The organism is Halomonas tibetensis (assembly GCF_042643535.1).
In the GTDB taxonomy this organism is placed as follows: Bacteria; Pseudomonadota; Gammaproteobacteria; order Pseudomonadales; family Halomonadaceae; genus Halomonas; species Halomonas tibetensis.
In genome coordinates, this window is sequence record NZ_JBHRSQ010000006.1 from 321,930 (window position 1) to 345,711 (window position 23,782).

Genomic DNA, 23,782 nt, shown 5'->3' on the forward strand with positions numbered 1-23,782 from the left:
CACCCTTGTAGTTGCTGAGTTAGTAGGTGCGTACTTTCGGCTCGAAGGTGTCAACAGTCTTGGGCGTGAAGTTGACGTCGCGCTTGGCAAGCCGCTTGTCGGCAGGAAAATAGAGCGAGTGCTTCAGCCAGTTGACGTCGTCACGGTCCGGATAGTCATAGCGGGAATGCGCACCACGGCTCTCCTTGCGTTCCAGGGCCGAGATGGCGGTGGCTTCTGCCACTTCCATCAGGTTATCCAGCTCCAAGGCTTCGACGCGCGCCGTGTTGAAAGCGTTAGTCTTGTCCGGCAGATAGGCGTTGGCGATACGCTCGCGCAATTCGGCCAGCTGCCCGACGCCCTTCTGCATGTTCTCTTCTTCGCGGAACACGCCGAACGAGTTCTGCATGATGCTCTGCAGTGCACGTTTGAGCTCAGGCACCGTCTCGCCGCCTTCAGACTCGTTCCAGCGATTCATCCGCTTCATGGCCGATTCGATATCAGACTCGGAGGCGTCGAGGTACTCGATGCCTTCATTGAGCGCGCCCTCAATGAACATACCCGCCGCGCGGCCGAAGACCACCAGGTCGAGCAGCGAGTTGCCGCCCAGACGGTTGGCACCGTGCACCGAGACGCAGGCTGCCTCACCGCAGGCAAACAGGCCATTGACGATTTGGTCGTTGCCGTCGGCGTCCTGCATGATCGCCTGGCCATGCACATTGGTGGGAATCCCGCCCATCATGTAATGGCAAGTCGGCACCACCGGGATGGGCTCCTTGGCCGGATCGACATGGGCAAAGGTCTTGGAGAGCTCGACGATGCCGGGAAGGCGCTTGCCGAGAACTTCCTCGCCAAGATGGTCAAGCTTCAAGAAGACGTGGTCACCGTTCTCGCCGCAGCCGCGACCTTCGAGAATCTCCATGACCATGGAGCGCGCCACCACGTCGCGTCCCGCCAGATCCTTGGCGTTGGGAGCGTAACGCTCCATGAAGCGCTCGCCATCCTTGTTCACCAGGTAACCCCCCTCACCGCGGCAACCCTCGGTCACCAGGGTGCCCGCACCGTAGATGCCGGTCGGGTGGAACTGCCACATCTCCATGTCCTGCATCGGGAAGCCTGCGCGCAGCGCCATGCCGATACCGTCGCCGGTGTTGATCAATGCGTTGGTGGTGGAGGCGTAGATGCGGCCTGCCCCGCCAGTCGCCAGCACGGTGGCCTTGGACTTAACGTGCACAATCTCGCCGGTCTCGATATCCATGGCGATACAGCCCACCACGTCGCCGTTGGCGTTCTTGACCAGATCAACCGCGTACCACTCGTTGAGGAAAGTGGTGTCGTTCTTCAGGTTGTTCTGATAGAGGGTGTGGAGCAGGGCGTGACCGGTACGATCCGCCGCGGCACAGGTGCGAGACGCCTGGCCGCCGGCGCCGAAATCCTTGGACTGGCCGCCGAACGGACGCTGATAGATGCGCCCGTTGTCGAAGCGGGAAAACGGCAGGCCCATGTGCTCGAGCTCAAAAACTGCCTTGGGGCCTTCAGAACACATGTACTCAGCAGCATCCTGGTCGGCGATATAGTCGCCGCCCTTGACGGTGTCGTACATGTGCCAGCGCCAGTCATCGTCAGGATCGGCGGACGCAATGGCACAGGTGATGCCGCCCTGAGCAGAGACGGTATGGGAGCGTGTCGGGAAAACTTTGGACAATACGGCGGTCTTCTTGCCGGACTTGGCCAACTCGAGGGCGGCTCGAAGGCCAGCACCGCCACCACCGATGATGATGGCGTCGAACGAAAGGCTACGAAGGTTGGACATGTATCAAGCTCCCCACAGAATCTGAATGCCCCAGACCAGGAATACAAAGATGGCCAGGATGATGGCGGTCTGGGCGCCGACACGGATACCTGTCGGCTTGATATAGTCGGTGGTCACGGTCCACAAGCCTACCCAGGCGTGGGCAGACAGCGACACGAAGGCCAGCAGCGAAAAGATTCGCATCCAGGTCTGTGCGAACAGGCCATTCCAGGTGGCATAGTCCAGGCCCGGATTGAGCAACAGGTAGGCGACGATGAAAAGGGCGTAGATCGCCAAGATAACCGCCGACACGCGCTGAATGAGCCAGTCGGAAAGACCGCTGCGGCCGAAATTGGTGATGTTAGTTACCATACCCAGACTCCCGCCAGAATGATCAGGACCGCACTTACCACCACGGTGATCTGTGCTTTCTTATGGCCGCCCTCTAGGGTCACACCGATGTCCATATCCATTACCAGGTGCTTGATGCCGGCCACGAAGTGGTAGGAAAGCGCCGACAACAAGCCCCATGCGATCAGTTTGACCAGAAAGTTGTTGGCCAGCACGTCGCTGACGGCGGCGAAGCCCGCTGGAGACGACAGCGACTTACTGAGGGCCCAGAAGGCAAAAATCAGGCCGACAAACAAGATCACACCGGTGATACGGTGAGCGATGGAGGTCAGGGCGGGAAGTGGAAACTGTATCGTGGACAGATCCAGATTTACGGGTCGTTTGCTATTCACGGCTCTCTACACACTCTCTATGGCCCACTTGACAACAGGACGGGCAAGGCCCGAGCGGGCGGTGGTTTCGGGAAGTAGCGGCGCTTGCCGTGATGCCGGACAAGACCGCCTGTTCCTGCCAGTCGCGCGGGATGGATTATAAGGACATGGCCAGGCCATGACAAATGAAGCGGTGGCTAACTAGACCATGGTGCAAAGGCCGCCGCTTCCCCCACCACGCCATCCCCGAGCTGCTTGCTGGCGCGTGTGAATCCAGGATGGTGCGCAGCATCAATTATTATACAACACTTCTACCTAGCGCAAGGCGCTGCACAGCATGCGTGTCGCCATGGGCTAATTGACAATCGCTGGAACGCTTCTATAGTGGGCGAACATTTTTCGCCGGAAATCGCTGGGAACCCACCAGTGAAATAACGACTTATCGCCCTAACACGAACTCGAGAGGAGGCCTCCATGGCTGACAGGAAAGCGACGCTGACGGTAGACGGTCTGGACAAGACGATCGAACTGCCTGTCTATTCGGGCACCCTGGGCCCGGACGTCATTGACGTGCGTGGACTGGGTGCCGAAGGCCTCTTCACCTACGATCCCGGCTTCATGGCCACCTCCTCTTGCCAGTCAGCCATCACCTACATCGATGGTGGCAAGGGCGTACTGCTGCACCGGGGCTACCCGATCGACCAGTTGGCCAAGGAGTCCAACTTCGTCGAGATGAGCTACTTGCTCCTGTTCGGCGAGTTGCCGAGCGATGAGCAATATGCTGACTTCGAGTCGCGGGTCCGCAACCACACCATGGTCCATGACCAAATCAACAACTTCTTCAAGGGCTTCCGCCGCGACGCCCATCCGATGTCAATCCTGTGTGGTGTCGTAGGTGGCCTGGCCGCCTTCTACCACGATCACATGGACACCAACATCGAGGAAGATCGCATCATCAGCGCGATCCGCCTGATCGCCAAGATGCCGACCATCGCAGCGATGTCTCACAAGTACAACGTAGGCCAGCCATTCAACTATCCGCGCAACAACCTGAGCTATGCAGAGAACTTCCTCTACATGATGTTCAGCAACCCTTGCGAGGACTACGTGATCAACCCGGTCTACGCCAAGGCTATGGACCGCATCTTCATGCTTCACGCGGACCACGAGCAAAATGCCTCCACCTCGACGGTTCGACTGGCGGGCTCCACTGGCGCCAACCCTTTTGCATGCATCAGCGCAGGCATCGCGGCTCTCTGGGGTCCGGCTCACGGCGGGGCCAATGAGGCGGTGCTGAAGATGCTCGACGAGATCGGTGACGACTCCGAGGAGAACATCCAGCGATTCATCGACAGGGCCAAGGACAAGGATGACCCCTTCAAGCTGATGGGCTTTGGCCATCGCGTCTATCGTAACTTCGATCCGCGCGCCAAGGTGATGAAGGAGAGCTGTGACGAAGTACTGGCCGAACTGGGTATGGCCGACGACCCTCAGCTCAAGATCGCCAAGCGCCTGGAGCAGATCGCCCTGGAAGACGAGTTCTTCATCGAGCGCAAGCTCTACCCCAACGTCGACTTCTATTCCGGCATTATTCTCAAGGCCATGGGCATCCCAACCAATATGTTTACCGTGATCTTTGCCGTGTCCCGCACCATCGGCTGGATCTCCCACTGGAACGAGATGCTCAGCGACAGCTACAAGATTGGCCGTCCGCGTCAGCTCTATACCGGGCATACACAGCGTGTCTATCCGACCAAGTAACCCGCCGACCAAGTAACCCGGCAAAGGCGGCCCAAGCCGCGTGCGCTACTCTTCAGAAAGCCGCCTTCGGGCGGTTTTCTGCGTCATGATCTTCTCCACCTCCAACAACAGTGAGCAATCCGTATGAGCAACCGCATCTCCACCGTCGCCTTTATCGGCCTTGGCGTGATGGGTTATCCCATGGCCGGTCACCTGGCTCGCGCCGGCCTTACCGTTCGCGTCTTCAACCGCACCGCCGCAAAGGCCGAGACCTGGGCCAAGGAACACGGCGGCAGCCACCACCCCACGCCTCGGGAGGCCGCCGAAGGCGCCGACCTGGTGCTGGTCTGCGTGGGCAATGACGACGACGTTCGCCAGGTCACCAGCGGCGACGACGGTGCGCTGCACGGGATGGCCGAGGGTAGCCTGCTGGTAGACCACACGACGGCATCGGCGGATCTCGCACTGAAACTCGACGCCGCCTGCCGCGAACGCGGTATCGGGTTTATTGACGCGCCGGTCTCCGGCGGCCAGCAGGGCGCCGAGAACGGCGCCCTGACTGTCATGTGCGGCGGCAGCGAACGCGACTTCGCACGCGCCGTGACAACTCTTGAGCACTTCGCCAAGGCGGTGACTCTAATGGGTCCCGCCGGCAGCGGCCAACTGACCAAGATGGTCAACCAGATCTGTATCGCCGGATTGGTTCAGGGCCTTGCCGAAGGCCTGCACTTCGCCGAGCAGGCCGGCCTCGATCAGCAGCGCGTAATTGACGTCATCTCCAAGGGGGCCGCCGGCTCCTGGCAGATGGAGAACCGCCACGCCACCATGATCGAGGACGAATACGAGCACGGCTTCGCCGTCGACTGGATGCGCAAGGATCTTGGCATCTGCCTGGAGCAGGCTCGTCGCCTTCAGGCCCGCCTGCCAGTCACCGCCCTGGTGGATCAGTTCTACGCCGACGTTCAGGTGATGGGCGGAGGACGCTGGGACACCTCTTCGCTGCTGCGCCGACTGCGCGCTGTGGGCCACCTCTGAGCAAAAGGGCGACGCCGGGCGCCGCCCTCCTATCTTCCCCGGCAGCCTCAACCGGCTGCCGTTTTCAGGTTGACAAATCTCATGCTGTGGGCATCGCGCGACCCCGATTCGTTGTCCACACAATCTGTGGATAAACCTGTTCACAACCACTCGAAAAAGCCGTCAAATCGCCATGAACTGGGGCTTGGGCTTAGATTGATCAATTTTTAACCTTGCGTAAGCCTATGATTTAAATGGACTTTATGAAAAAGCCTGTGATCACGGGCGATTGCAGTTCACTTGCGCACAGACAGCCGGGCAGAACCCCGCCTAGTGGACAAGTCAAGCAGAATTCACCCTGAAAAAGGGATCATAAGGAGATAAAACTGGGAGAGATAACAGCGCTGGCGGTTGACGCCAGGCGATAAAAAAGGGCACTCGAGAGAGTGCCCTTTTCATAAAGAGTGGCGTCCCATAGGGGGTTCGAACCCCTGTTACCGCCGTGAAAGGGCGGTGTCCTAGGCCACTAGACGAATGGGACGCAAACGTTTCAGGTACGTTATTGGTGGAGCCTAGCGGGATCGAACCGCTGACCTCGACACTGCCAGTGTCGCGCTCTCCCAGCTGAGCTAAGGCCCCGTGCCCTGAAGACGAATCGCATATTACTGATTCGACTCGTCTTCGTCAACACGAAATCAATCGAGTTCGAGGAACTCCTTCTCGAAACGCTTGGCCTGCTTCTTGGAAACGCCGCCGAGCACCTCGATGGCGTGGCGAAGCCGCGCTCGAGTCATATCGGAGCCGAGGATAGCCATGGCGTCCATCACAGAGGTGCTGGCGGTAGAGCCGGTGATCGCGATGAACACGGGAGCCAGAAACTCCTTCATCTTAAGATCAAAGTGGGCAGCCAGCCCCTTCACTTCGACCAGCAGCGCCTCCTTGTGCCAAGCCGGGACGATTTCGAAGCGCCACACCAGGAACTGAAGCAGCCGAAGCAGGTCCTCGTGACCCAGCTTGACGGCATCGAAATTTTCTTCGGTGATCCGCGGCAGCCCCGAGAAGAAATGGCCTGCGAGAGGCACAACCTCGGAAAGGGTCTCCACTCGCGGACGCACCTGAGGCAGGATCTCCTTGACGTAGCGCTCGTTGAAGGCCCATTCCATCAGCGCCTTGAGAAAGGCATCGTCGTCGAGCTCCTCGCGGATGTAGAGGCCGTTGAGCCAGGTGAGCTTCTCCAAATCGAACACCGGCCCGCCCAGCGACACGCGCTGTATATCAAAATGGGCCATCATCTCATCGAGGCTGAACTTCTCGCGTTCGTCGGGCATTGACCAGCCCATGCGACCCAGATAGTTGATCACCGCCTGGGGCAGGTAGCCCATGCGCCGATAGTAGTTGATCGACGTGGGATTCTTGCGTTTGGAAAGCTTCGACTTGTCTGGATTGCGCAGCAGCGGCATATGGCAGAGCTCGGGCATCTCCCAGCCGAAATACTCATAGAGCAGCTGGTGCTTGGGCGCCGAGTTGATCCACTCCTCGCCGCGCAGTACGTGAGTGATGCCCATCAGATGGTCGTCGACTACGTTGGCCAGGTGGTAGGTGGGCATGCCGTCGGACTTGAGCAGAATCTGGGCGTCCACCTGGGCCCAGTCCACCTCGATGGTGCCGCGCAACATGTCATGGATAACGCAGGTGCCCCCGGCAGGTACCGCCATGCGCACCACGTGGGGCCATGCCTCGCGCTCACGGCGGGCCTGTTCCTCGGCCGGCAGGACCAGATCGGCGGGCTTAAGCGCCAGCTGCATGCCGGCGTCCTTGCGCGCCTCGCGCAACTCGTCCAGCTCCTCGCTGGTCCGGTAGCACTTGAAAGCGTGCCCCGCCTCGATCAGTTGACGGGCGTACTCGGCGTAGATGTCGCCGCGCTCGCTCTGACGGTAGGGGCCGTGTGGCCCCCCCACATCGGGGCCCTCGTCCCAGTCGAGACCCAGCCAGCGCAGTGAATCGAGAATCATCTGTTCCGACTCGGGCGTCGAACGCACCCGGTCGGTATCCTCGATGCGCAGGATGAACTGGCCACCGTGCTGACGAGCGAAACAGAGATTGAAGAGCGCGATGTAGGCGGTGCCGACGTGGGGATCGCCGGTCGGTGACGGCGCGATACGCGTGCGTACGGTCATGTCGTTACGGTGTCCCGGATCCGATGGTAGAAGAATGGGCATATTATACGCACCTGTCGCCGCCTAGGCAGCCGTCGGGGGAATCATCCAGCAAGATCGCGGTCAATCTCAGGCCATATGACCCACCAATCTGGAGAGCATCATGCTCACACAACTTCCCGAGGGTTTTACCACGCTGGTGACTGGCACCGGTGGCGGCATCGGCAGTGCAGTGGTGGATACCCTGCTGGCCAGCCCAAGGCCGGGGCGGGTGATCGGCGTCGGCCGGCAGACGACACCTCGTCCGAACGATGACCGCTTTGAGGCGCTGAACGCTGACCTCACCACCCAAGAGGGGCTCGAGACACTGGCCTCCTACCTCGACGGAGCGACGCTTCACCTGACCTTCAACGCCATCGGCATGCTTCATGACGAGACGCTCGGCATACACCCTGAAAAGCGGCTCGACGACCTCGATGCCGAGACCCTGGCCCGACTGTTCCATGTCAACGCCACGACACCCGCCATGTTGCTCAAGGCCCTGCAACCCAGCCTCAAGGGCCAACACCCGGCGCTAGTCGCGAGCCTCTCAGCCCGAGTCGGCTCCATCGAGGACAACCGCCTGGGTGGCTGGTACGCCTACCGCGCCAGCAAGGCAGCACACAACATGCTGATGAGAACCGCTGCCATCGAGCTGCGCAGACTCAACCCGAACCTGGCCGTTGCCTGCCTGCATCCGGGCACCACCGACACCCCCCTCTCTCGCCCCTTCCAGGCGCGAGTCCCCGAGGGCAAGCTATTCACCCCAGCCTTCGTGGCCGAGCAACTATTGAATGTGCTGGAGCAGCGTCGCCCCGGAGAAGGCGCCAGCTTCCATGACTGGGCCGGCGAGCCAGTGGCTTGGTGATCGGCATAAGCGGTTAATCAACGTTGATGCGCGAAATTGCACGCCCACAATGGATCCCGGATGATCATCGACGACTTTTTGTAACATTCAGATAACGCAGCGCACGCGACAACAGGATAGAGAGATGGATTCATTAGGCCCGCGCATCAAGGAGCTCCGGCTGGAAGCCAACCTCAACAAGGCCGCCCTGGCCCGTCGAGTTGGTGTTTCCGATGTGACCATCTCCTACTGGGAGTCCGGTGCTATTCGCCAGATTGGCCATGAACGACTGGTGGCCTTGGCCCAGGCGCTGGATTGCACTCTGTCGAGGCTTCTTGAGGGTGGCGGCGAGCATCGGCCAACTCCCCTGCCCCTGAGACATAAACTCCCCGCACCCTGGCAAGCCCTTGCCGGCAGTCACATCGAAGTGCCCCGGGACCTGCTACCCGCCTCCCGGCGCCAAAAGTGGCAAAGAGAGTGCTACCTGTTGACCCCGGCGCCGGGCGATACTTTCGATTTCCTGTCGAATCACGATCTCGTCGCCGTGGCGCCAACGGATCGCTTCCGCCAGCCAGGCCTGTATCTCGTGGAAGAGAACAGCCAGCTGTGCGTTCGCCGGGTGTCCAAGCGGGAAGACGAAGCCCTGCAGTTCAGCAAACAGGATGAGGACGCCCCATATCCCGCTCCCCCTGACACCCGGTTAGTGGGTATGTTGCTGGCCCGCTGGCAGGCCTCCACGCTCTGAGATGGTGCGGGCGGCCCGCACCACTCGCCCTCCGGCACTATTCTACCCGCGACACTGCTCAACAACCTTGCTCATCCAGCGCTATTCAAATCCCCTCACCTCGACGCTATCGTGGGTGCGGCGCGGCTCGTCTCCAATCATGAAACGTCGAGAGGCGCTCGCGACCTGCCCCAGACCGTGGCGCGACGTGCTCACCAGGGAACCGCTCAGATGCTCGCCCCGCTCACCGATCCGGGCACGAACTCCTTCGGGCTGCACGGTGGCCTCGGAGAGATTGACGGTGATGACATAGCCGCCGTCCGGAAGGCCGCTGCCCGAACCGAAGGGGCCAGCCTGGAAACGGCCTTCAGTCAGCGTTGTACGCTCCTGCCAGCGAATGCCGCTCGCCTCTCGCTGCACTACCACCTGCAGGCGAGAGTTATCAGGCAGGTTACTCTCCCCCTCCACCAGCAGACGCCGGTCACCGCCCAGGGTGACCGAAAACTCGATCTCTACCGCTTCGTCAAAAGGATCCACCGCGGGCTCAGGCTCCGAGGTGTCAGAAGGGTAAGGCTGGGCAACCGTTTCCGGCTTGTCCTGCGCTTCTTCGCTTTCAGTACCGTTTCCGCCGCATCCCGCCAACATCACCAGCATTACGCCAAGGCCGCACCATCGATACCACACGCTCATGCATGACCTCCGAAGCGATGATTCACTTGCCTAGGCTATCACCGGCTCGGGCTGCCCGTCCCGACAATTACTCAACGTAGCTCGGCACACTGTCGGCACAGCGTGGTGAAGGGCACAGCGTCGAGACGCTCAGGCGCAATCGATTCATCGCAGGCCTCACAGACTTCGCCCTCGCCGGCATCGATCCGCGCCAGGGCGTGCATCACCTGACGCAGTTCCTCCTCGGACTCACTTTCCAGGGCGTCGACGACCTCGTCGTTCTGTAACTCGATAGCCTGTTCCTCCATATCCTTGTCCAGCGGCCCACTACGCTGCTCCTTATGCGCCCTGTATTGCTCGATCCGTCCGATCAGGTCCTCGCGCAAGGCTTCCAGCACGCCTTTCCGATTCGTCATGATGTCCTCTCCTGTCGTTGTAACGTGTCCTACAGCGTCCTGGGTGTCGCTGCACTGACCTACTACATAGCACATTGCCGCTTTAGCCGACCCGCTCCTCGTCAAGCCTTAATCCTCAGGCAGTGGTAGCCACCCGGGAACGGTGCCCACCACACGGCGTTTTCCTCTACACTGCTGCCCCTGGCGCTCGAGTCCAGGGCGTTAGTTCAGACATCATACGAATTCGCAGAAGGAGAGAGGGCATTGGATCCCATCTGGTGGTTGGCCTACCTGGCTCTGGGCGGCTTTGTCGGCCTGATGGCCGGACTGCTCGGCATCGGCGGGGGCGGCATCATGGTGCCAATCCTGACCTCGATATTCGTGATCCAGGGCGTCCCTCACGAGCATATCGCCCATCTGGCGCTGGGCACCGCCATGGCAGCTATCGTGCCGTCCGCCTCGGCCAGCCTCTGGTCGCACCATCGGCATGGCGCAGTACGCTGGCCCATCGTAGGCCACCTCACTCCCGCCATCCTCGCCGGCACCTTCCTGGCCACCTTTATCGCCGCTTTGATACCCACCCGCGGTCTCGCAATATTCTTCGCCGTCTTCATGGTACTGATGTCGCTACAGATGCTCGCCAACCTGAAGCCCAAGCCTAGCCGCACCTTGCCGGGACCGATCGGCCTGTCCGGTGCGGGGCTTGGCATCGGCGGTATTTCAGCGCTGGTGGCGATCGGCGGCGGCTCGCTGACCGTGCCTTTCCTGACCTGGTGCAACGTCCGGCTGCCCCATGCCATCGGCACCTCGGCCGCGGTGGGACTGCCGATCGCCTTGGCAGGAGCGCTGGGCTACCTCATCAACGGCTGGGGAACCCCTGGCTTGCCGGATGCCGCCATGGGCTATATCTACCTGCCCGCCCTGCTGCTCATGGCACCATTGAGCATTCTTACCGCGCCCATCGGCGCAAGGCTCGCGCATCGCCTGCCAGTGGGGATTCTCAAGCGGGTATTCGCCTTCATGCTGATGGCTCTGGCACTGCAGATGCTCTACACGGTGTTCACCTCCTGAGACCCGGCCGACGCATGCCGAACAGTGACGCCCCTCACCCGACGCTACCCGTCATGTCATGTCGAGGGCCGCATAGCCCTCTTCGGTCAGCGTTAAGGTCTCGCCGAGTCTCGAGCCGGTATGCGGCACCACCGTGATCAAACCCATCTTCTCCAGGACTGCGATATCCTCGCGCAGCGCCGGTAGCAGGGCGTCCTCGTCGGAATAACCGAAGGGTGAGGACAGCACCCCACCGTGCTGAAGCACTCGGGTCAGCAGCTCCAACTGGTGGTCAGTGAGGTTGTGAGGCATGGCCATCTCCTTGAAGGAAAAGTTCCAAGATTATTGCTGGTAGCTCTTGAAACGTTTTCACGGGTGCGCAAGCGGGTGATGGCATAGATTATTCACATGGGATGCTCGGATATCCTCATCTACCTCCCCGCCTCCCTGCGGTAACTCCTCTTTCCTGAGCAGGAGGTTCACGTGGACACCATCACCATCACTCACAAGGTACATGGTCTGACGCTTATCTGCCGCCGGTGCGGCAACACTGATGAGCCGGAAACTCTCTACCTACACCGTTTCCGGGTCGAAGGGCTCACCCGAGACACCGGCACTCTGCGCTGCCTGAACTGTCAGGCCGCGGTGACCATTCAGCGTCACGAACTGGACCCGCTCGCCTTCTCCAGAGCCGGCTAGCAATATGCGGAGACAACTGCGGCGACATGGGCAACCCGAGACATGGACTGGTAAACTGCATGCCTTCCCAGAACAACCCCGTGATGCCCGATGCCCCAGCTCGACCGTACGTTCTCCGTCGCTCCGATGATGGATTGGACGACTCGCGACTACCGCGCGTTCGCCCGCACCTTGACGCACCGTGCGCTGCTCTATACCGAGATGGTCACCACTGGCGCCATCCTCTACGGTAGCCCACGGGAGCGCTTTCTTGGCTTCGACGAGGTGGAGCACCCCCTCGCGCTGCAGCTGGGCGGCAGCGATCCCGGCGAGCTGGCAGAGTGCGCGGCCATCGCCGAGGCCTGGGGGTATGACGAGGTCAATCTGAACGTGGGGTGCCCCAGCGACAGAGTGCAGAACAACCTGATCGGCGCCTGTCTGATGGGCCATCCGGAGAAGGTCGCCGCCGCAGTGCGCGCCATGCGCGAGGCAGTCTCCATCCCGGTCACCGTGAAGTGCCGCATCGGCATTGATGACCAGGACGAGGACGCCGACCTCGAGCGCTTCATCGCCATCGTTGCCGACGCCGGATGCGACACCTTCATCGTGCACGCCCGCAAGGCCTGGCTGCAGGGCCTCTCCCCCAAGGAGAATCGCGACATTCCACCGCTGAACTACTCCCGAGTGCACCGCCTCAAGGCGAGCCGCCCGGAGCTGCATATCGGCATCAACGGTGGTATCAAGACCCTCGCCGAGTGTCGCGCACAGCTCGATCAGGTGGACAGTGTGATGGTGGGTCGCGAGGCCTATCAGAACCCCTGGCTGCTGGCCGGGGTCGACGAGATGCTCTGTGGCGAACCGGGGCCAGCCGCCAGCCGCCACGCGGCGGCACAGGCCTTTCGCCCCTACATCGCCCGCCGCCTCGAGCAAGGGGCCAAGCTCAACCATATCACTCGCCACCTGCTGGGCCTGTTCCAGGGCCAGCCCGGGGGGCGTCGCTTTCGCCGCCACCTCTCTGAGAATGGCCACCTGGACGGCGCCTGCCTGCGCGTCTTCGACGATGCCCTGAGCCTGGTACCAGAACGCGACACGGCACCGGCCTGACCGGGAGACCTCGCTGGGTGGGGAACGCAACCGGGGCCATATTGGCCCCGGTCGTCGTCCGGAAAAATGGTTGAAACGAATCTCGCCGGCTCAGAGAAGAGATCCGCATCAATCGAGTCGGTCCAGCACTCCTCCTACCGCATCGAAGAGCCGCTCCAGCTCCGTTTCAGTGCTACCGAAGGGCGGGCCAAACTGCAGGGTATCGCCACCATAGCGCACGTAGAAGCCCGCCTCCCACAGCGCCTGATGGGCATCCCGGGGGCGGATGGTGGGGTCGCCGTTGCGCGGCGCCAGCTGAATGGCGCCGGCCAATCCATAGTTACGAATGTCCACCACCCAGGGCCGCCCCTTGAGCGAATGCAGTTCCGCCTCGAAAGCCGGGGCGATGGCGCGAACCTGAGCCGGAAAGTCCTCGCGCTCGAACAGTCCCAGGGCCGCCAGAGCCGCCGCGCAGGCAACCGGGTGACCGCTGTAGGTGTAACCGTGGGGGAACTCGATGGCGTGCCGAGGCCCGCCGGCGTGCATGAAGGTGTCAAAGATCTCGCCGGAGGCGATCACCGCCCCCATGGGTACCGCACCGTTGGTGAGCTGCTTGGCAATGGTCATCATGTCGGGCACCACGCCGAAAGCCTCCGCGCCAGTGCGCGCCCCGCTGCGTCCGAAGGCGGTGATCACCTCGTCGAAGATCAGCAGGATGTCATGAGCGTCGCAGATCACCCGCAGCCGATCGAGGTAGCCCTTCGGCGGAACGATCACTCCCGCCGAGCCCGACATCGGTTCGACGATCACCGCGGCGATGTTGGAGGCATCGTGGAGGGCGATTTGCTCCAGTAGCGCATCGGCCAGCTCGGCGCCCGTCTCGGCTTGGCCCCGCGTGAAGGCCAGCTTCGGCTGCAAGGTGTGGGGAAGATGGGTGACGTCCATCAGCTGGCCATAGTGTTTGCGGTTGCCACCGATCCCGCCAAGGCTGGTGCCGCCCACATTGACGCCGTGATAGCCCTTGGCACGCCCGATCATGCGGGTCTTTTCGGGGCGCCCCTTCAACCGCCAGTAGGCCTTGGCCATCTTCACGGCCGTGTCGGCAGATTCGGAACCAGAGTCGGTGAAGAAGACATGGTCAAGCCCCTCCGGCGTAAGACTGGCCACCTTCTCGGCCAATTGGAAGGCCAGCGGATGAGACACCTGAAAGCCCGGCGCATAGTCGAGCGTGCCAAGCTGTTGCGCCACCGCCTGCTGGATCTCGGCACGATTGTGACCCGCCCCGCAGGTCCACAGCCCCGATAGGGAATCAAACAGCCGCCGACCGCGATCATCGATGAAGTAGCGCCCCTCCGCCCCGGTGATCACCCGTGGGTTGGCATGAAAGTCGCGGTTGGCGCTGAACGGCATCCAGTAGTGATGATTGAGGTTCCCCGCGCGATCAGTGGAGCGCTGACCTTCCTCCTGCTGACCTTCGTCCTGTTGGTGCCTGAGATCAAACATGCTGATGTCTCCTTAATAAAGCGAGTCGGGCGGGGGCGTCAGGCTGGAATGAAAGCCCTCGACGGCACTTTCGGCCTCCTCGATAGCATCGAAGCGAGCGACATGAAAGAGTGCCTCGCCCTCGTTAGCCAGCGGCAGTCGGCTCATGCCGATGACAATGCCGTCGGCCATGGAGAGCACCTCCCCTTCCGCGTTGCCGAAGGGGTCGGCGACCCGCCCCAGCAGCTCACCCTTGGCGACTCGAGCGCCCAGGCGCACCTGGGGCCGCAGGATGCCGTCGATGGGCGCCCGCGCCCAGCTTGAGCCGTTGGCGACCTCCGCCGCTGGCGGCTGGCGGCGGCGATGCTCTCCGGTCAGCATACCCAGTCGTCGCATCACCCTCAGCACGCCGCGCACCCCCGGAGAGATTGCCCACTCGTCGAAGCGCAGCGCCTCTCCCGCCTCGTAGGTCAACACCGGTATGCCGCGATTCTGGGCATAGTGACGCAGGCTACCCTCGCGCAGCTCGGCGTTGAGAATCACCGGTGCGCCGAAGGCGTTGGCCATGCGTTCGGTCTCGCTGCCGGTTTCTAGCTGGGCGCGGATCTGGGGCAGGTTGGTGCGGTGGATCGCGCCGGTGTGCAGATCGATGATATGGGTGGCGTGGTCGACGATCTGCTCCCGGAACAGCGCGGCCACCCGTCCACCCAGCGAGCCTGACTCGCTGCCCGGGAAGCAGCGGTTAAGGTCTCGCCGGTCGGGCAGGTAGCGGCTGTGCTGAACGAAGCCAAAGACATTGACGATGGGCGCGGCGATCAGGGTGCCGCGCAAGCCCTTGATCTGCTTCGAGCGAAGCAGGCGACGCACGATTTCCACGCCGTTGATCTCGTCGCCGTGAATGCCGCCGCACACCAGCAGCGTCGGGCCCGACTGGCGCCCATGGACCACTTCCAGCGGTATGTAGAGAGGCGCATGAGTGTAGAGCCGAGCTACCGGCACATCAATCTGAGTACGGGTGCCGGGGGCGATGCGAGTGCCGGCAAGGTCGAGGGGCGCTCGGGCCATGGCAAAGTCATCCTGTGACGGGGCAAAGGACCCTTTATACCCGGGTTGTCACGGCGTTGGCGAGGGCCGTCAGCAAAGGCGGAGACATAGCCCACCAACCATACATTGACGAATGTTAAAACCATGGCAATCAGGTAGAATAACGGCCTTACCGCTTGATGGAGTTCGCCTTGCATGGCGCGAAAGACCAAGGCCGAGGCCGCCGCGACTCGCGAAGCCCTGCTCGATGCTGCCGAAGAGGTTTTCCTGGACAAGGGAGTCGCCCGCACTTCCCTGGAGCAGATCGCCCGTCACGCCGGCATGACCCGGGGCGCTGTCTACTGGCATTTCAAGAACAAGGCCGACCTTTTTCAGGCGATGCTCAACCGGGTACGCATGCCCTTCAGGGAACTGGTGGAGGAGATAGGCGACCCGAGTCTGGCAGAGCGCCCTCTGGAAGCCATTCGTCTAGCCATTCTCAAGGGCTTCGAGCGCCTTGAGCAGCCCCGCTATCGGCGGGTATACGCCATCCTGATACACCACTGCGAGGTATTCGGCGATATCGACCCCCTGGCCATGCAGGACGAGATGGCCGATGAAGCCTGTGGCGCCCTGGCCGACTACTTCACCTGCTCGTATCGTCTCGGCCAGTTGCGCGATGATCTCTCCCCCGAGATCGCTGCCGAGCTGATGCAGGCGATGCTCGGCGGGCTGTTTCACGACTGGCTTCGCAACAACGAAAACATTTCTCTGGTCGCCAAGGGCCGCGAGCTGGTGGATACCCAACTCGCGCTTATGCGCCCGGCCTAGCTTAAATCGTGACGGCCCAGCACCCTGCGGCGTAACCAGTCGGAAACCCACGCGATCATGGCATAGAAGCTCGGCACGAAGAGACTGCCCAGCACCGCCACCGAGGCCATACCCACCGTGACGGTAGTGCCGATATGATGGCTGCTGGTATCGCTGGCACCGGTGGCCAACGCCAGCGGCAGGGTGCCGAAGATGAACGCCAGGGAGGTCATCACGATGGGTCGGAAGCGCAGCTGGGCCGCAGTGATCGCCGCCTCGCGGATCGACTGGCCCTGTTCCTTGCGCTGCAGCTCGGCGAACTCGACGATCAAGATGGCGTTCTTGGCCGCCAGCCCTACCACCACCAGCATGCCGATCTCCACGTAGACGCTGGTATCGAGCCCGCGCAGCACGATGCCCCCGATACCGCCGAGGAAGGCGAACGGCGTCGCGGTGAGAACCGCCAGCGGCAGCGACCAACTTTCGTACTGGGCCGCCAGAATCAGGAACACCATCAGCATGCCGAAGACAATAGCCAGGGTGGCGGTGCTTCCCATCTGGGTTTCCTGATAGGCGGTGCCGGTCCAGCCCATGCCCCAGTCGTTGCCCAGCGTCTCCTGGACGATTTCCTCCATGGCGGCGACCGCCTGGCCGGAGCTATAGCCCGACGCTGGACCGCCCTGGAACTGGGCACCCAGGTAGACCCCGAAACGCGACACTACCGCCGGCTTGGCCTGACGCTCGAGAGTCACGAACTCCGAGAGCGGGATCCGCTCGCCGTTGCCCCCACGAACGTAGACGCTGTTGATGTCGTCCGGGGTCCGGCGAAACTCGTCCTCGTTCTGCAGGTAGACCTGGAAGTTTCGGTTCTGGTAGCTGAAATAGTTAACGAAGCCGTTGCCGAAGGTATTCGCCAAGGTGGCATTGAGGTCCTGCAGCGCCACGCCATAGCTGAGCGCTTTCTGCTGGTCGATCTCGGCCCGATAGCCCGGCACGTTGACGTTGAAGGTGGTGAACACCCGCTGCAGCGCCGGATGCTCACCCGCCGCCTGCATTACCTGCACCGACGCCTGGAAGAGCTCCTGCGGGGAGGCCCCCTCGAAGGACTGAAGATAGCCGGTGAAGCCACCGGTGGTGGAGAGCCCCATGATCGGCGGCATATTGAAGGCCATGGCCGATCCTCCCGGCACCTGTGCCCCCAACTGCATCACCTGTCCCACCAGCGCCTCGGCGGTGAGCTCACGCTCCCCCCAGGGCACCATATTGATGAACATCACCCCCCGCGCGGTGTTCACCGCGCTGGAGAGGATGTCGTAGCCGGCGACCGCCGCCACATAGCTGACCCCGGGAATCTCCTCGATGCGCGCGCTCAGCTCGCTCATGTAATCCTGAGTGCGCGACAAAGAAGCGGAGTCCGGCAGTTGCACACTGGCCAGCACGATGCCCTGGTCGGTCTCGGGCACCAGGGTCGAAGGGGTGGTCTGGTAGAGCCACCAGGAACCGCCAATCACCAGGGCGGTAAGCAGCAGCGCCAGGCCCCAGAAGTGCACCAGCCCCTTGACCATCCACATGTAGCCGGCGGTGATCGCGGCGAAGAGGCGATCGAAGAGGCGAAGCGGAGTATGGATCGCCCGCATCAGAACCGAATCGCCCATCGGCGCCTTATGCTTGATGAAGATTGCCGACAGGGCTGGGGTAAAGGTCAGCGCCATCAGCGCCGAGAAGGCCACCGAGATCGCCACGGTCAGTGCGAACTGCTGGTAGATCTGGCCGGTGAATCCCCCCAGGAAAGCCACCGGCACAAACACCGCAGCCATGATCAGCGAGGTGGCGATGACCGGGCCGCCCACCTCCTTCATGGCTCGAATGGTGGCCTGGGTGACGGTGATCTCCTCGTCCTCGCTGAGCACCCGCTCGACGTTCTCCACCACCAGAATGGCGTCATCCACCACGATACCGATGGAAAGCACCAGGGCGAACAGCGTCAAGAGGTTGATGGAAAAGCCGAACAGGTAGAAACCGGCGAAGGTCGCCAGAACCGAGACCGGCACCACCGACATGGCGATCACCGTGAAGCGCCAGTTCTGCAGGAAGATGAACAGAATTACGCCGACGATCAGGAAGGCCTCGATGAAGACCTTGGTCACGGTTTTGACGGAGGCATCGATGAACAAGGTGGTGTCGTAGGGCACCTCGTACTCGAGCCCCGGCGGGAAACGCGCTTCCAACCGGGCCATGGTCTCCTTGACCGCCGCAGCCGTCTCAAGAGCATTGGCCCCGGGCTGCTGGTTGATGATGATCGGCGACATGGCGGCGCCGTTCAGGCGAGCATCAACGCCGTAAAAAGAGGCCCCGAGCTCAATGCGCGACACGTCCTGCAGACGCAGCGACGAGCCGTCCGGGTTGGTCCGCAGGAAGATGTCACGGAAATCGTTCACGTCGCTGAGGCGTCCGCCCGCGGTGATGGTGTAGCTGAAGGCCCGCGGCTCGCTCTGCGGCGTGGCTGCCAGGTTGCCCGCCGGCACCTCGGTGTTCTGAGCACGAATGGCGGCGGCCACCTCGGTGGGGGTCAGGTCGTACTGCGCCAGTTTGTCCGGATCCATCCAGATGCGCATGGCGAACTCGCCACCGCCCAGCACCTCGGCATTGCCGACACCGGGCACCTGGCGCAGCTCGTCGAGCACGTTAAGGGTGGCGTAATTCTGCATGTAGGTGCGGTTGTAATCACCTTCCGGCGAGATCAGCGCCACCAGCATCAGGATCGAACTGGATTGCAGCTCCACGCTGACGCCCTGGGCCTGCACCGCCTCGGGCAGCTGTGACAGCGCCCCCTGCACGCGGTTGTTCACGTTGATGGTGTTGATGTCACCTTCGGTGCCGATATTGAAGGCCACGTTGAGGCTCATGGTGCCGTTGTCGGCACTGGTCGAGGTCATGTAGAGCATGTCCTCGACGCCGTTGATCGCCTCGGCCAGCGGGGCGGCCACCGTCTGCGCCACCGTCTCGGCATCGGCGCCGGGAAACTGGGCGCGCACCGAGACGCTGGGTGGTACCACGCTGGGATACTGCTCGACGGGCAGCACCCGCATGCTCATCACCCCGACCAGCGTCAGGATGATGGCCAGCACCGTGGCAAAGATCGGCCGCTTGATGAAGAAATTGGAGAAACTCATGAGGCGTCGTCCTCATCGGCCTCGGCACTCCCCTCGAAAGGAAGCGGCTCGATGGTGATGCCCGGCTCGATACCGGCCAGATCGCCCACCACGACTCGCTCGCCGGACTCCACGCCACCACGCAGGATCTGCCAGGGACCCGCGACCTCGGCCAGGTCCACCGGACGTGCACGCGCCACGTTGTTCTCGTCGAGCACGAACACCTGAGGGCCCATCAGGCCCTGGCCGATGGCGATCTCGGGGACCGCCAGAACATCATAGCGCTTCAGCCCCTCGAGGCTGACGCGCACGAATTGCCCAGGGAGCACTCGGCCATCGGCGTTGGCGAAGGTGGCGCTGGCCTGAACCGTGCTGGTGCCCTCCTCAACGCGGGAGCCCAGGAAGTCCAGTCTCCCCTCAAGCGTCTCGGCGTCACCACTACCGACGGCGGGCACGCGCAGCAAGGCAATAATCGCCTCAGCGCCATCCCCAGCGCTCATCTGGCGGCGCAACTCGAAGGCATCGCGCTGGGGTAGCTGGAAGCGCACTTCAAGCGGGTCCAGCGGGGTAATGGTGGCAAGCTCGGTGCCATTGCTCACCAGATTACCGACATTGATTCGCCCCAGACTGATCATCCCCGACACGGGTGCTGTGACCTCGGCGTAGTCGAGGTCGATACGCGACCTGGCCAGGGCAGCCTCGGCCTGGGCGACCGCCGCACGCGCCACGCCGAGCTCAGAGCGAGCTTGGTCGTACTGCTGACGACTGACCGAGTTCTGGCTCAAGAGGCGCTCGAAACGACTGGCATCGCGCTGGGCGCGCTCCAGTTCGGCACGCGCACTCTGCAGGTCCGCATCGCGCTGACTGACCACCGCCTGGTACACGTCCGGCTCGATGGAGTAGAGCAGCTGCCCCTTCTCGACCATCTCGCCAGGCTCGAAGTGTTGCTGCTCCAGGCTACCGGTAACACGCGCCACCAGGGTGACCTCGTCGTCACTGCGCAGCAAAGACGGATAGGATTTATCGAGGTCGATATCCTGGCGAGTCAGATCCACCACTTTCACCGGATGGGGGGGGCGGTCCTGGCTGCTACCCTGCTGGGCTTGCTGTGAGGCTTCTTCCTGGCCACAGGCGGCCAGAAACAGGCCGGCGGCCAGGACGAGAAACCCCGCCCGGCCGAGTCGAAATATGGTTTTCATGCGCGTGGGGTTCTCGGTGATGACATCGAATGAATTTTACATCCATCACTGTATGGATGTAAATAAAAGAGCAAGAACTATAGCTACAACTGTGTATGTATAATGGGCATTTTTGCCCCCAGCCCGGCCACAAACAAAAAAACCGCCCGGGACGGGGCGGCAAAGCAGGGTTAGTACAGACAGGACTTGAAACGAGGCACGTTCAATCTCAAGCAGAAAGCTTTTGCTCTCTTGAATAAATACTATACATAAAAATTCTGTTGATCAATACCTGTATAGCTTTTAATCACCTCGACCCAGCGCTACCGCGAGGCTAAGCTGCCGCCAAGGCCGCGAACAAGAAACACGACGATGGAGTATTAGGGGATGGATGCGCTGGAACTGGTAAAGATCGATCAACTGGAGATCGCGGTGCGCATCTGGCACCCCGATGCGGCGAGAACGGTCGTGGCTTGGCACGGCCTGGCCCGCCATGGCGGCGATTTCGAGGACTTCGCCAGGATGCTGGGCCCCGGCTGGCGTGTGCTGGCCCCCGACACTCCCGGCCGGGGCCTTTCGGGCTGGCCGCTCTTTCCCGCCCAGGACTATCTCTATTCGCGCTACACCGCCCTGGCCGTCGCCCTGCTCGACCACTACGGGCTGGATAGCGTGCCCTGGGTAGGCACCTCCATGGGCGGACTGATCGGCATGCTGCTCGCAGCGGACGCCGAGACGGCGTCGCGCATCGAGCGGCTGGTACTCAACGACGTAGGCCCCGAGCTGGACCCCCAGGGGCTCGCTGAGCTGGGCCGCTACTTCGCCGCGCCACACCGTTTCACCCGCTTTAGCGACCTCGAGGCCGAGCTGCGCCGTCACTATGTCGGTTTCGGCATCGACAGCGACGACGCCTGGCGGCGGCTAGCGCTGGGCAGCGCCCGGAGACTGCCCGACGGCAGCTGGACCTACCACTATGATCCTCGGATCGGCGAGCAATTCATCCACGACACCCCCCGCGACACCTGGGCCGACTGGCGGTCCATCCGCTGCCCGCTGATGGTGGTTCGCGGCGCCGATTCCCCGCTGCTGCGCCGCGACATCGTCGAGAAGATGACCAGGGCCCAACCCGGACTGGCCTCCCTGGAGGTGCCCGGCTGCGGCCACGCCCCCATGCTCGACCGAGCGTCCCAAGTGGACCCCATCGCTGATTTCCTCAAACGGCCAAGGGAGGCCCTGATGTCGGCCACGCCGGATGCTTCCGCCAACGGCTGGTGGAAACGCCTGCTCGCAAGGCTCAGGGGCTAGCCACCCTCCAGCCACCCTCATGGGACACGGAAGTCCCGAGGATTGATCGCCCAGGCCTTGAGCCGTGAGCGCAGGGTTGTCGGCTTGACACCCAGCCGCTCGGCGGCCCCGCCCTCCCCCGACACCTTGCCGCCACAGGCGCGAAGCGCCGATAGCGCATTTTCTCGCTGGCGGATCACAAACTCGCTCTCGGTCATAAGCTCTGGCTCGGCCGCCTCCAGGGAACGTTGGGGCGGCGGCGCGTATTCAGTGCCCGATTGGCCTGGCACTTCATCGCCAGCCGTTGGGTCCAGGTCGTCGAACGCCAGCAGGCGCCCTTGGGCCACGATCACCTGACGTTCGATCACGTTCTCCAGTTCACGAATATTGCCCGGCCATGGATAGCGCTTGAGCAGCTCCAGTTGGGCCGGGGGAATGCGCACCCCGGGCTTGTTGAACTTCTGGCAGGCACGGATCAGGAAGTGCCGCGCCAGCAGGGGGACGTCCTCGATACGTTCGCGCAACGGCACTGAGGCAATCGGAAAGACGTTGAGACGAAAATAGAGATCCTCCCGGAATGTCCCCGCCTCGACCATCTCGCGCAGTTCGCGGTTGGTCGCGGCAATCACCCGCACGTCCACCTGTCGCGTGCGGTTGTCACCCACCCGTTCGAACTGCTGCTCCTGCAGCACGCGCAGCAGCTTCCCCTGCAGTTCGAGGGGAATCTCACCGACCTCGTCGAGAAACAGCGTGCCGCCATCGGCCAGCTCGAAGCGACCGGTTCGATCGTTGACCGCCCCGGTAAAAGCTCCCTTCACGTGGCCGAAAAACTCACTCTCGAAAAGATCTCGGGGAATGGCGGCGCAGTTGACCCGAATCAGCGGCCGACTGCTACGCGTCCCCCCAGCATGGATGGCCCGCGCGATCAGCTCCTTGCCGGTTCCCGATTCGCCGCTGATCAGCACGTTGGCATCGGTGGGTGCCACCAGCGCAATCTGTCGCACCAGATGCGCCAAGGCCGCGCTCTCGCCAACGATCTCGCGATGATTGATCTCGGCCTTGATCTCCTCCTGGAGGTACTGATTCTCCAGTTCCAGGCGCTGCTTGAGCGACTCCACCTCGGCCAGGGCATCGCGCAGCTGCTGCTCGGCACGCTTGCGCTCCGAAATGTCACGAAACAGCACCACGGCCCCCACCAGCCGCCCCATCTCGAAGATCGGCGTGCTGGTGTACTCCACCGGAATCGCCTCACCGTTCTTGTGCCAAAACACCTCGTCGTCGACCCGATGCACCTGGCCGTCGCTGAAGGAGGCGTGGATCGGGCACTGCTGCACCGGAAAGTGGCAGCCGTCGGAACGGGTGTGGTGGAACAGCAGGTGAGCATCGTGGCCCACCATATCCTGGGTACTCCATCCCAGGATTCGCTCGGCGGCCGGATTGACGAAGGTGGTACGGCCTTCTGCGTCTAGACCATAGATGCCCTCGCCCGCCGCCCCGAGGATCAGCTGGTTCTGGCGCTCGATGCGTTCGAACACCTGTTCGACCCGTTCCCAGCCCACCTGACCTCGACGGTGCTGGCGCCGCAGGTCAGCCCTGGCTCGGCGCTGCTCCGCCTTCTGGCGGTCGACCAGGGTCAACAGCAACCGCCCTTCACCAAGCGCCTGTGCCTGTACCTCCACGTGGCGGGGCTGGCGCTTCAGATCGAGAACCACGAGGTCGTCCGACCAGGCGGGGGATCGGGTCAAGGCCTCGTCGGTGAAGCTGACCCACAGCGGCAACGAGGCGCCCAGCCGGTGGCTGAACGGGAGCCTGGCCAGGGCGTCGGCATCGCCGCCCAGCATCTGGCAGGCCGCCGCATTGACACCCAACAGCTGGTCGGCCACGGGGTCGATCACTGCCAGGGCCTGGGGCGCCAGGGCGAAGGCCTCCTGGACGAGCGATGGAGCAGGAAGGTCTGGCAGCAGCAGG

At 62.5% G+C, this 23,782-nt stretch carries 21 protein-coding genes and 2 tRNA genes; 9 read left to right on the forward strand and 14 right to left on the reverse strand.

Features of this window, described 5'->3' with window-relative positions; translation table 11 throughout:
- Window positions 1–19: 19 nt before the first annotated feature.
- Genes sdhA through sdhC form a run of 3 tightly spaced genes read right to left on the reverse strand, consistent with a single transcriptional unit; the run spans window position 20 to window position 2,514 of the window.
- A complete protein-coding gene (gene sdhA / locus ACFODV_RS02510) occupies window positions 20–1,792 on the reverse strand; it encodes a succinate dehydrogenase flavoprotein subunit (RefSeq protein ID WP_379754127.1) in 1,773 nt (590 codons plus the stop codon).
- 3 nt (window positions 1,793–1,795) lie between these two features.
- Window positions 1,796–2,143 (reverse strand): succinate dehydrogenase, hydrophobic membrane anchor protein, encoded by a 348-nt coding sequence (gene sdhD, locus ACFODV_RS02515; protein WP_379754130.1) that lies wholly within the window; start codon window positions 2,141–2,143, stop codon window positions 1,796–1,798.
- Window positions 2,137–2,514: a succinate dehydrogenase, cytochrome b556 subunit gene (gene sdhC, locus ACFODV_RS02520; RefSeq protein ID WP_379754133.1), complete on the reverse strand. Its 378-nt coding sequence runs from the start codon at window positions 2,512–2,514 to the stop codon at window positions 2,137–2,139. The genes sdhD and sdhC overlap by 7 nt, the downstream gene beginning before the upstream one ends.
- A gap of 453 nt (window positions 2,515–2,967) precedes the next feature.
- Between sdhC and gltA the strand changes: the two genes are divergently transcribed.
- Together gltA and ACFODV_RS02530 are read left to right on the forward strand one after the other, a co-directional pair.
- Window positions 2,968–4,254: a citrate synthase gene (gene gltA, locus ACFODV_RS02525; protein ID WP_379754136.1), complete on the forward strand. Its 1,287-nt coding sequence runs from the start codon at window positions 2,968–2,970 to the stop codon at window positions 4,252–4,254.
- Between the two features lie 123 nt (window positions 4,255–4,377).
- Window positions 4,378–5,268, forward strand: a complete 891-nt coding sequence (locus ACFODV_RS02530; RefSeq protein ID WP_379754139.1) for an NAD(P)-dependent oxidoreductase — start codon at window positions 4,378–4,380, stop codon at window positions 5,266–5,268.
- Window positions 5,269–5,712: 444 nt separating this feature from the next.
- Here ACFODV_RS02530 and ACFODV_RS02535 read toward each other — a convergent pair.
- The 3 genes from ACFODV_RS02535 to gltX all read right to left on the reverse strand — a co-directional run bounded on the left by ACFODV_RS02535 (window position 5,713) and on the right by gltX (window position 7,424).
- A tRNA-Glu gene (locus ACFODV_RS02535) sits at window positions 5,713–5,788 on the reverse strand.
- Between the two features lie 22 nt (window positions 5,789–5,810).
- Window positions 5,811–5,886: transfer RNA gene (locus ACFODV_RS02540), tRNA-Ala, on the reverse strand.
- A gap of 56 nt (window positions 5,887–5,942) precedes the next feature.
- A complete protein-coding gene (gene gltX / locus ACFODV_RS02545; RefSeq protein WP_379754142.1) occupies window positions 5,943–7,424 on the reverse strand; it encodes a glutamate--tRNA ligase in 1,482 nt (493 codons plus the stop codon).
- 142 nt (window positions 7,425–7,566) lie between these two features.
- Between gltX and ACFODV_RS02550 the strand changes: the two genes are divergently transcribed.
- Complete coding sequence (locus tag ACFODV_RS02550) at window positions 7,567–8,310, forward strand: SDR family NAD(P)-dependent oxidoreductase (RefSeq protein WP_379754145.1); 744 nt, start codon at window positions 7,567–7,569, stop codon at window positions 8,308–8,310.
- A gap of 124 nt (window positions 8,311–8,434) precedes the next feature.
- Window positions 8,435–9,034: a helix-turn-helix domain-containing protein gene (locus ACFODV_RS02555; RefSeq protein ID WP_379754148.1), complete on the forward strand. Its 600-nt coding sequence runs from the start codon at window positions 8,435–8,437 to the stop codon at window positions 9,032–9,034.
- Window positions 9,035–9,115: 81 nt separating this feature from the next.
- Here ACFODV_RS02555 and ACFODV_RS02560 read toward each other — a convergent pair whose 3' ends face one another.
- Window positions 9,116–9,703 (reverse strand): hypothetical protein, encoded by a 588-nt coding sequence (locus tag ACFODV_RS02560; protein ID WP_379754151.1) that lies wholly within the window; start codon window positions 9,701–9,703, stop codon window positions 9,116–9,118.
- A gap of 71 nt (window positions 9,704–9,774) precedes the next feature.
- Window positions 9,775–10,098 (reverse strand): TraR/DksA family transcriptional regulator, encoded by a 324-nt coding sequence (locus ACFODV_RS02565; RefSeq protein ID WP_379754154.1) that lies wholly within the window; start codon window positions 10,096–10,098, stop codon window positions 9,775–9,777.
- Between the two features lie 243 nt (window positions 10,099–10,341).
- On the opposite strand from ACFODV_RS02565, the gene ACFODV_RS02570 reads away from it, so the two are divergent.
- Window positions 10,342–11,148, forward strand: coding sequence for a sulfite exporter TauE/SafE family protein (locus ACFODV_RS02570; protein ID WP_379754157.1), 807 nt, complete (start codon window positions 10,342–10,344; stop codon window positions 11,146–11,148).
- Between the two features lie 51 nt (window positions 11,149–11,199).
- Here the strand turns inward: ACFODV_RS02570 and ACFODV_RS02575 are convergent, their stop codons facing one another.
- Window positions 11,200–11,439 carry a hypothetical protein gene (locus ACFODV_RS02575; protein WP_379754160.1) on the reverse strand — a complete coding sequence of 80 codons (240 nt, stop codon included), beginning with the start codon at window positions 11,437–11,439 and terminating at the stop codon, window positions 11,200–11,202.
- 171 nt (window positions 11,440–11,610) lie between these two features.
- On the opposite strand from ACFODV_RS02575, the gene ACFODV_RS02580 reads away from it, so the two are divergent.
- Both ACFODV_RS02580 and dusA read left to right on the forward strand, forming a co-directional pair.
- A complete protein-coding gene (locus ACFODV_RS02580; RefSeq protein WP_379754163.1) occupies window positions 11,611–11,826 on the forward strand; it encodes a hypothetical protein in 216 nt (71 codons plus the stop codon).
- A 90-nt stretch (window positions 11,827–11,916) separates the two neighbouring features.
- Complete coding sequence (gene dusA, locus ACFODV_RS02585) at window positions 11,917–12,909, forward strand: tRNA dihydrouridine(20/20a) synthase DusA (protein ID WP_379754166.1); 993 nt, start codon at window positions 11,917–11,919, stop codon at window positions 12,907–12,909.
- A 108-nt stretch (window positions 12,910–13,017) separates the two neighbouring features.
- Here dusA and ACFODV_RS02590 read toward each other — a convergent pair whose 3' ends face one another.
- Both ACFODV_RS02590 and ACFODV_RS02595 read right to left on the reverse strand, forming a co-directional pair.
- Window positions 13,018–14,298 (reverse strand): aminotransferase class III-fold pyridoxal phosphate-dependent enzyme, encoded by a 1,281-nt coding sequence (locus tag ACFODV_RS02590; RefSeq protein WP_379754309.1) that lies wholly within the window; start codon window positions 14,296–14,298, stop codon window positions 13,018–13,020.
- A 105-nt stretch (window positions 14,299–14,403) separates the two neighbouring features.
- Entirely contained in the window at window positions 14,404–15,435 is a 1,032-nt protein-coding gene (locus tag ACFODV_RS02595) for a succinylglutamate desuccinylase/aspartoacylase family protein (RefSeq protein ID WP_379754169.1), read from the reverse strand.
- 174 nt (window positions 15,436–15,609) lie between these two features.
- Here ACFODV_RS02595 and ACFODV_RS02600 point away from each other — a divergent pair, with 174 nt between their 5' ends.
- Entirely contained in the window at window positions 15,610–16,224 is a 615-nt protein-coding gene (locus ACFODV_RS02600; protein ID WP_379754171.1) for a TetR family transcriptional regulator, read from the forward strand.
- Here the strand turns inward: ACFODV_RS02600 and ACFODV_RS02605 are convergent.
- A complete protein-coding gene (locus tag ACFODV_RS02605) occupies window positions 16,221–19,376 on the reverse strand; it encodes an efflux RND transporter permease subunit (protein WP_379754174.1) in 3,156 nt (1,051 codons plus the stop codon). The genes ACFODV_RS02600 and ACFODV_RS02605 overlap by 4 nt on opposite strands.
- Window positions 19,373–20,554 carry an efflux RND transporter periplasmic adaptor subunit gene (locus ACFODV_RS02610; RefSeq protein WP_379754177.1) on the reverse strand — a complete coding sequence of 394 codons (1,182 nt, stop codon included), beginning with the start codon at window positions 20,552–20,554 and terminating at the stop codon, window positions 19,373–19,375. The genes ACFODV_RS02605 and ACFODV_RS02610 overlap by 4 nt, the downstream gene beginning before the upstream one ends.
- A gap of 366 nt (window positions 20,555–20,920) precedes the next feature.
- Between ACFODV_RS02610 and ACFODV_RS02615 the strand changes: the two genes are divergently transcribed.
- Window positions 20,921–21,835, forward strand: coding sequence for an alpha/beta fold hydrolase (locus tag ACFODV_RS02615; protein ID WP_379754180.1), 915 nt, complete (start codon window positions 20,921–20,923; stop codon window positions 21,833–21,835).
- A gap of 17 nt (window positions 21,836–21,852) precedes the next feature.
- On the opposite strand, the gene ACFODV_RS02620 is transcribed toward ACFODV_RS02615, so the two are convergent.
- Window positions 21,853–23,775, reverse strand: a complete 1,923-nt coding sequence (locus ACFODV_RS02620) for a sigma 54-interacting transcriptional regulator (protein WP_379754312.1) — start codon at window positions 23,773–23,775, stop codon at window positions 21,853–21,855.
- Window positions 23,776–23,782: the final 7 nt, after the last annotated feature.

Coding starts and splice junctions, on each gene's coding strand:
- sdhA (WP_379754127.1), bottom strand. CDS start 1,792: ATGTCCAACCTTCGTAGCCTTTCGTTCGACGCCATCATCATCGGTGGT.
- sdhD (WP_379754130.1), bottom strand. CDS start 2,143: ATGGTAACTAACATCACCAATTTCGGCCGCAGCGGTCTTTCCGACTGG.
- gltA (WP_379754136.1), top strand. CDS start 2,968: ATGGCTGACAGGAAAGCGACGCTGACGGTAGACGGTCTGGACAAGACG.
- ACFODV_RS02530 (WP_379754139.1), top strand. CDS start 4,378: ATGAGCAACCGCATCTCCACCGTCGCCTTTATCGGCCTTGGCGTGATG.
- gltX (WP_379754142.1), bottom strand. CDS start 7,424: ATGACCGTACGCACGCGTATCGCGCCGTCACCGACCGGCGATCCCCAC.
- ACFODV_RS02550 (WP_379754145.1), top strand. CDS start 7,567: ATGCTCACACAACTTCCCGAGGGTTTTACCACGCTGGTGACTGGCACC.
- ACFODV_RS02555 (WP_379754148.1), top strand. CDS start 8,435: ATGGATTCATTAGGCCCGCGCATCAAGGAGCTCCGGCTGGAAGCCAAC.
- ACFODV_RS02560 (WP_379754151.1), bottom strand. CDS start 9,703: ATGAGCGTGTGGTATCGATGGTGCGGCCTTGGCGTAATGCTGGTGATG.
- ACFODV_RS02565 (WP_379754154.1), bottom strand. CDS start 10,098: ATGACGAATCGGAAAGGCGTGCTGGAAGCCTTGCGCGAGGACCTGATC.
- ACFODV_RS02575 (WP_379754160.1), bottom strand. CDS start 11,439: ATGCCTCACAACCTCACTGACCACCAGTTGGAGCTGCTGACCCGAGTG.
- dusA (WP_379754166.1), top strand. CDS start 11,917: ATGCCCCAGCTCGACCGTACGTTCTCCGTCGCTCCGATGATGGATTGG.
- ACFODV_RS02590 (WP_379754309.1), bottom strand. CDS start 14,298: ATGCCGTTCAGCGCCAACCGCGACTTTCATGCCAACCCACGGGTGATC.
- ACFODV_RS02595 (WP_379754169.1), bottom strand. CDS start 15,435: ATGGCCCGAGCGCCCCTCGACCTTGCCGGCACTCGCATCGCCCCCGGC.
- ACFODV_RS02600 (WP_379754171.1), top strand. CDS start 15,610: ATGGCGCGAAAGACCAAGGCCGAGGCCGCCGCGACTCGCGAAGCCCTG.
- ACFODV_RS02605 (WP_379754174.1), bottom strand. CDS start 19,376: ATGAGTTTCTCCAATTTCTTCATCAAGCGGCCGATCTTTGCCACGGTG.
- ACFODV_RS02610 (WP_379754177.1), bottom strand. CDS start 20,554: ATGAAAACCATATTTCGACTCGGCCGGGCGGGGTTTCTCGTCCTGGCC.
- ACFODV_RS02615 (WP_379754180.1), top strand. CDS start 20,921: ATGGATGCGCTGGAACTGGTAAAGATCGATCAACTGGAGATCGCGGTG.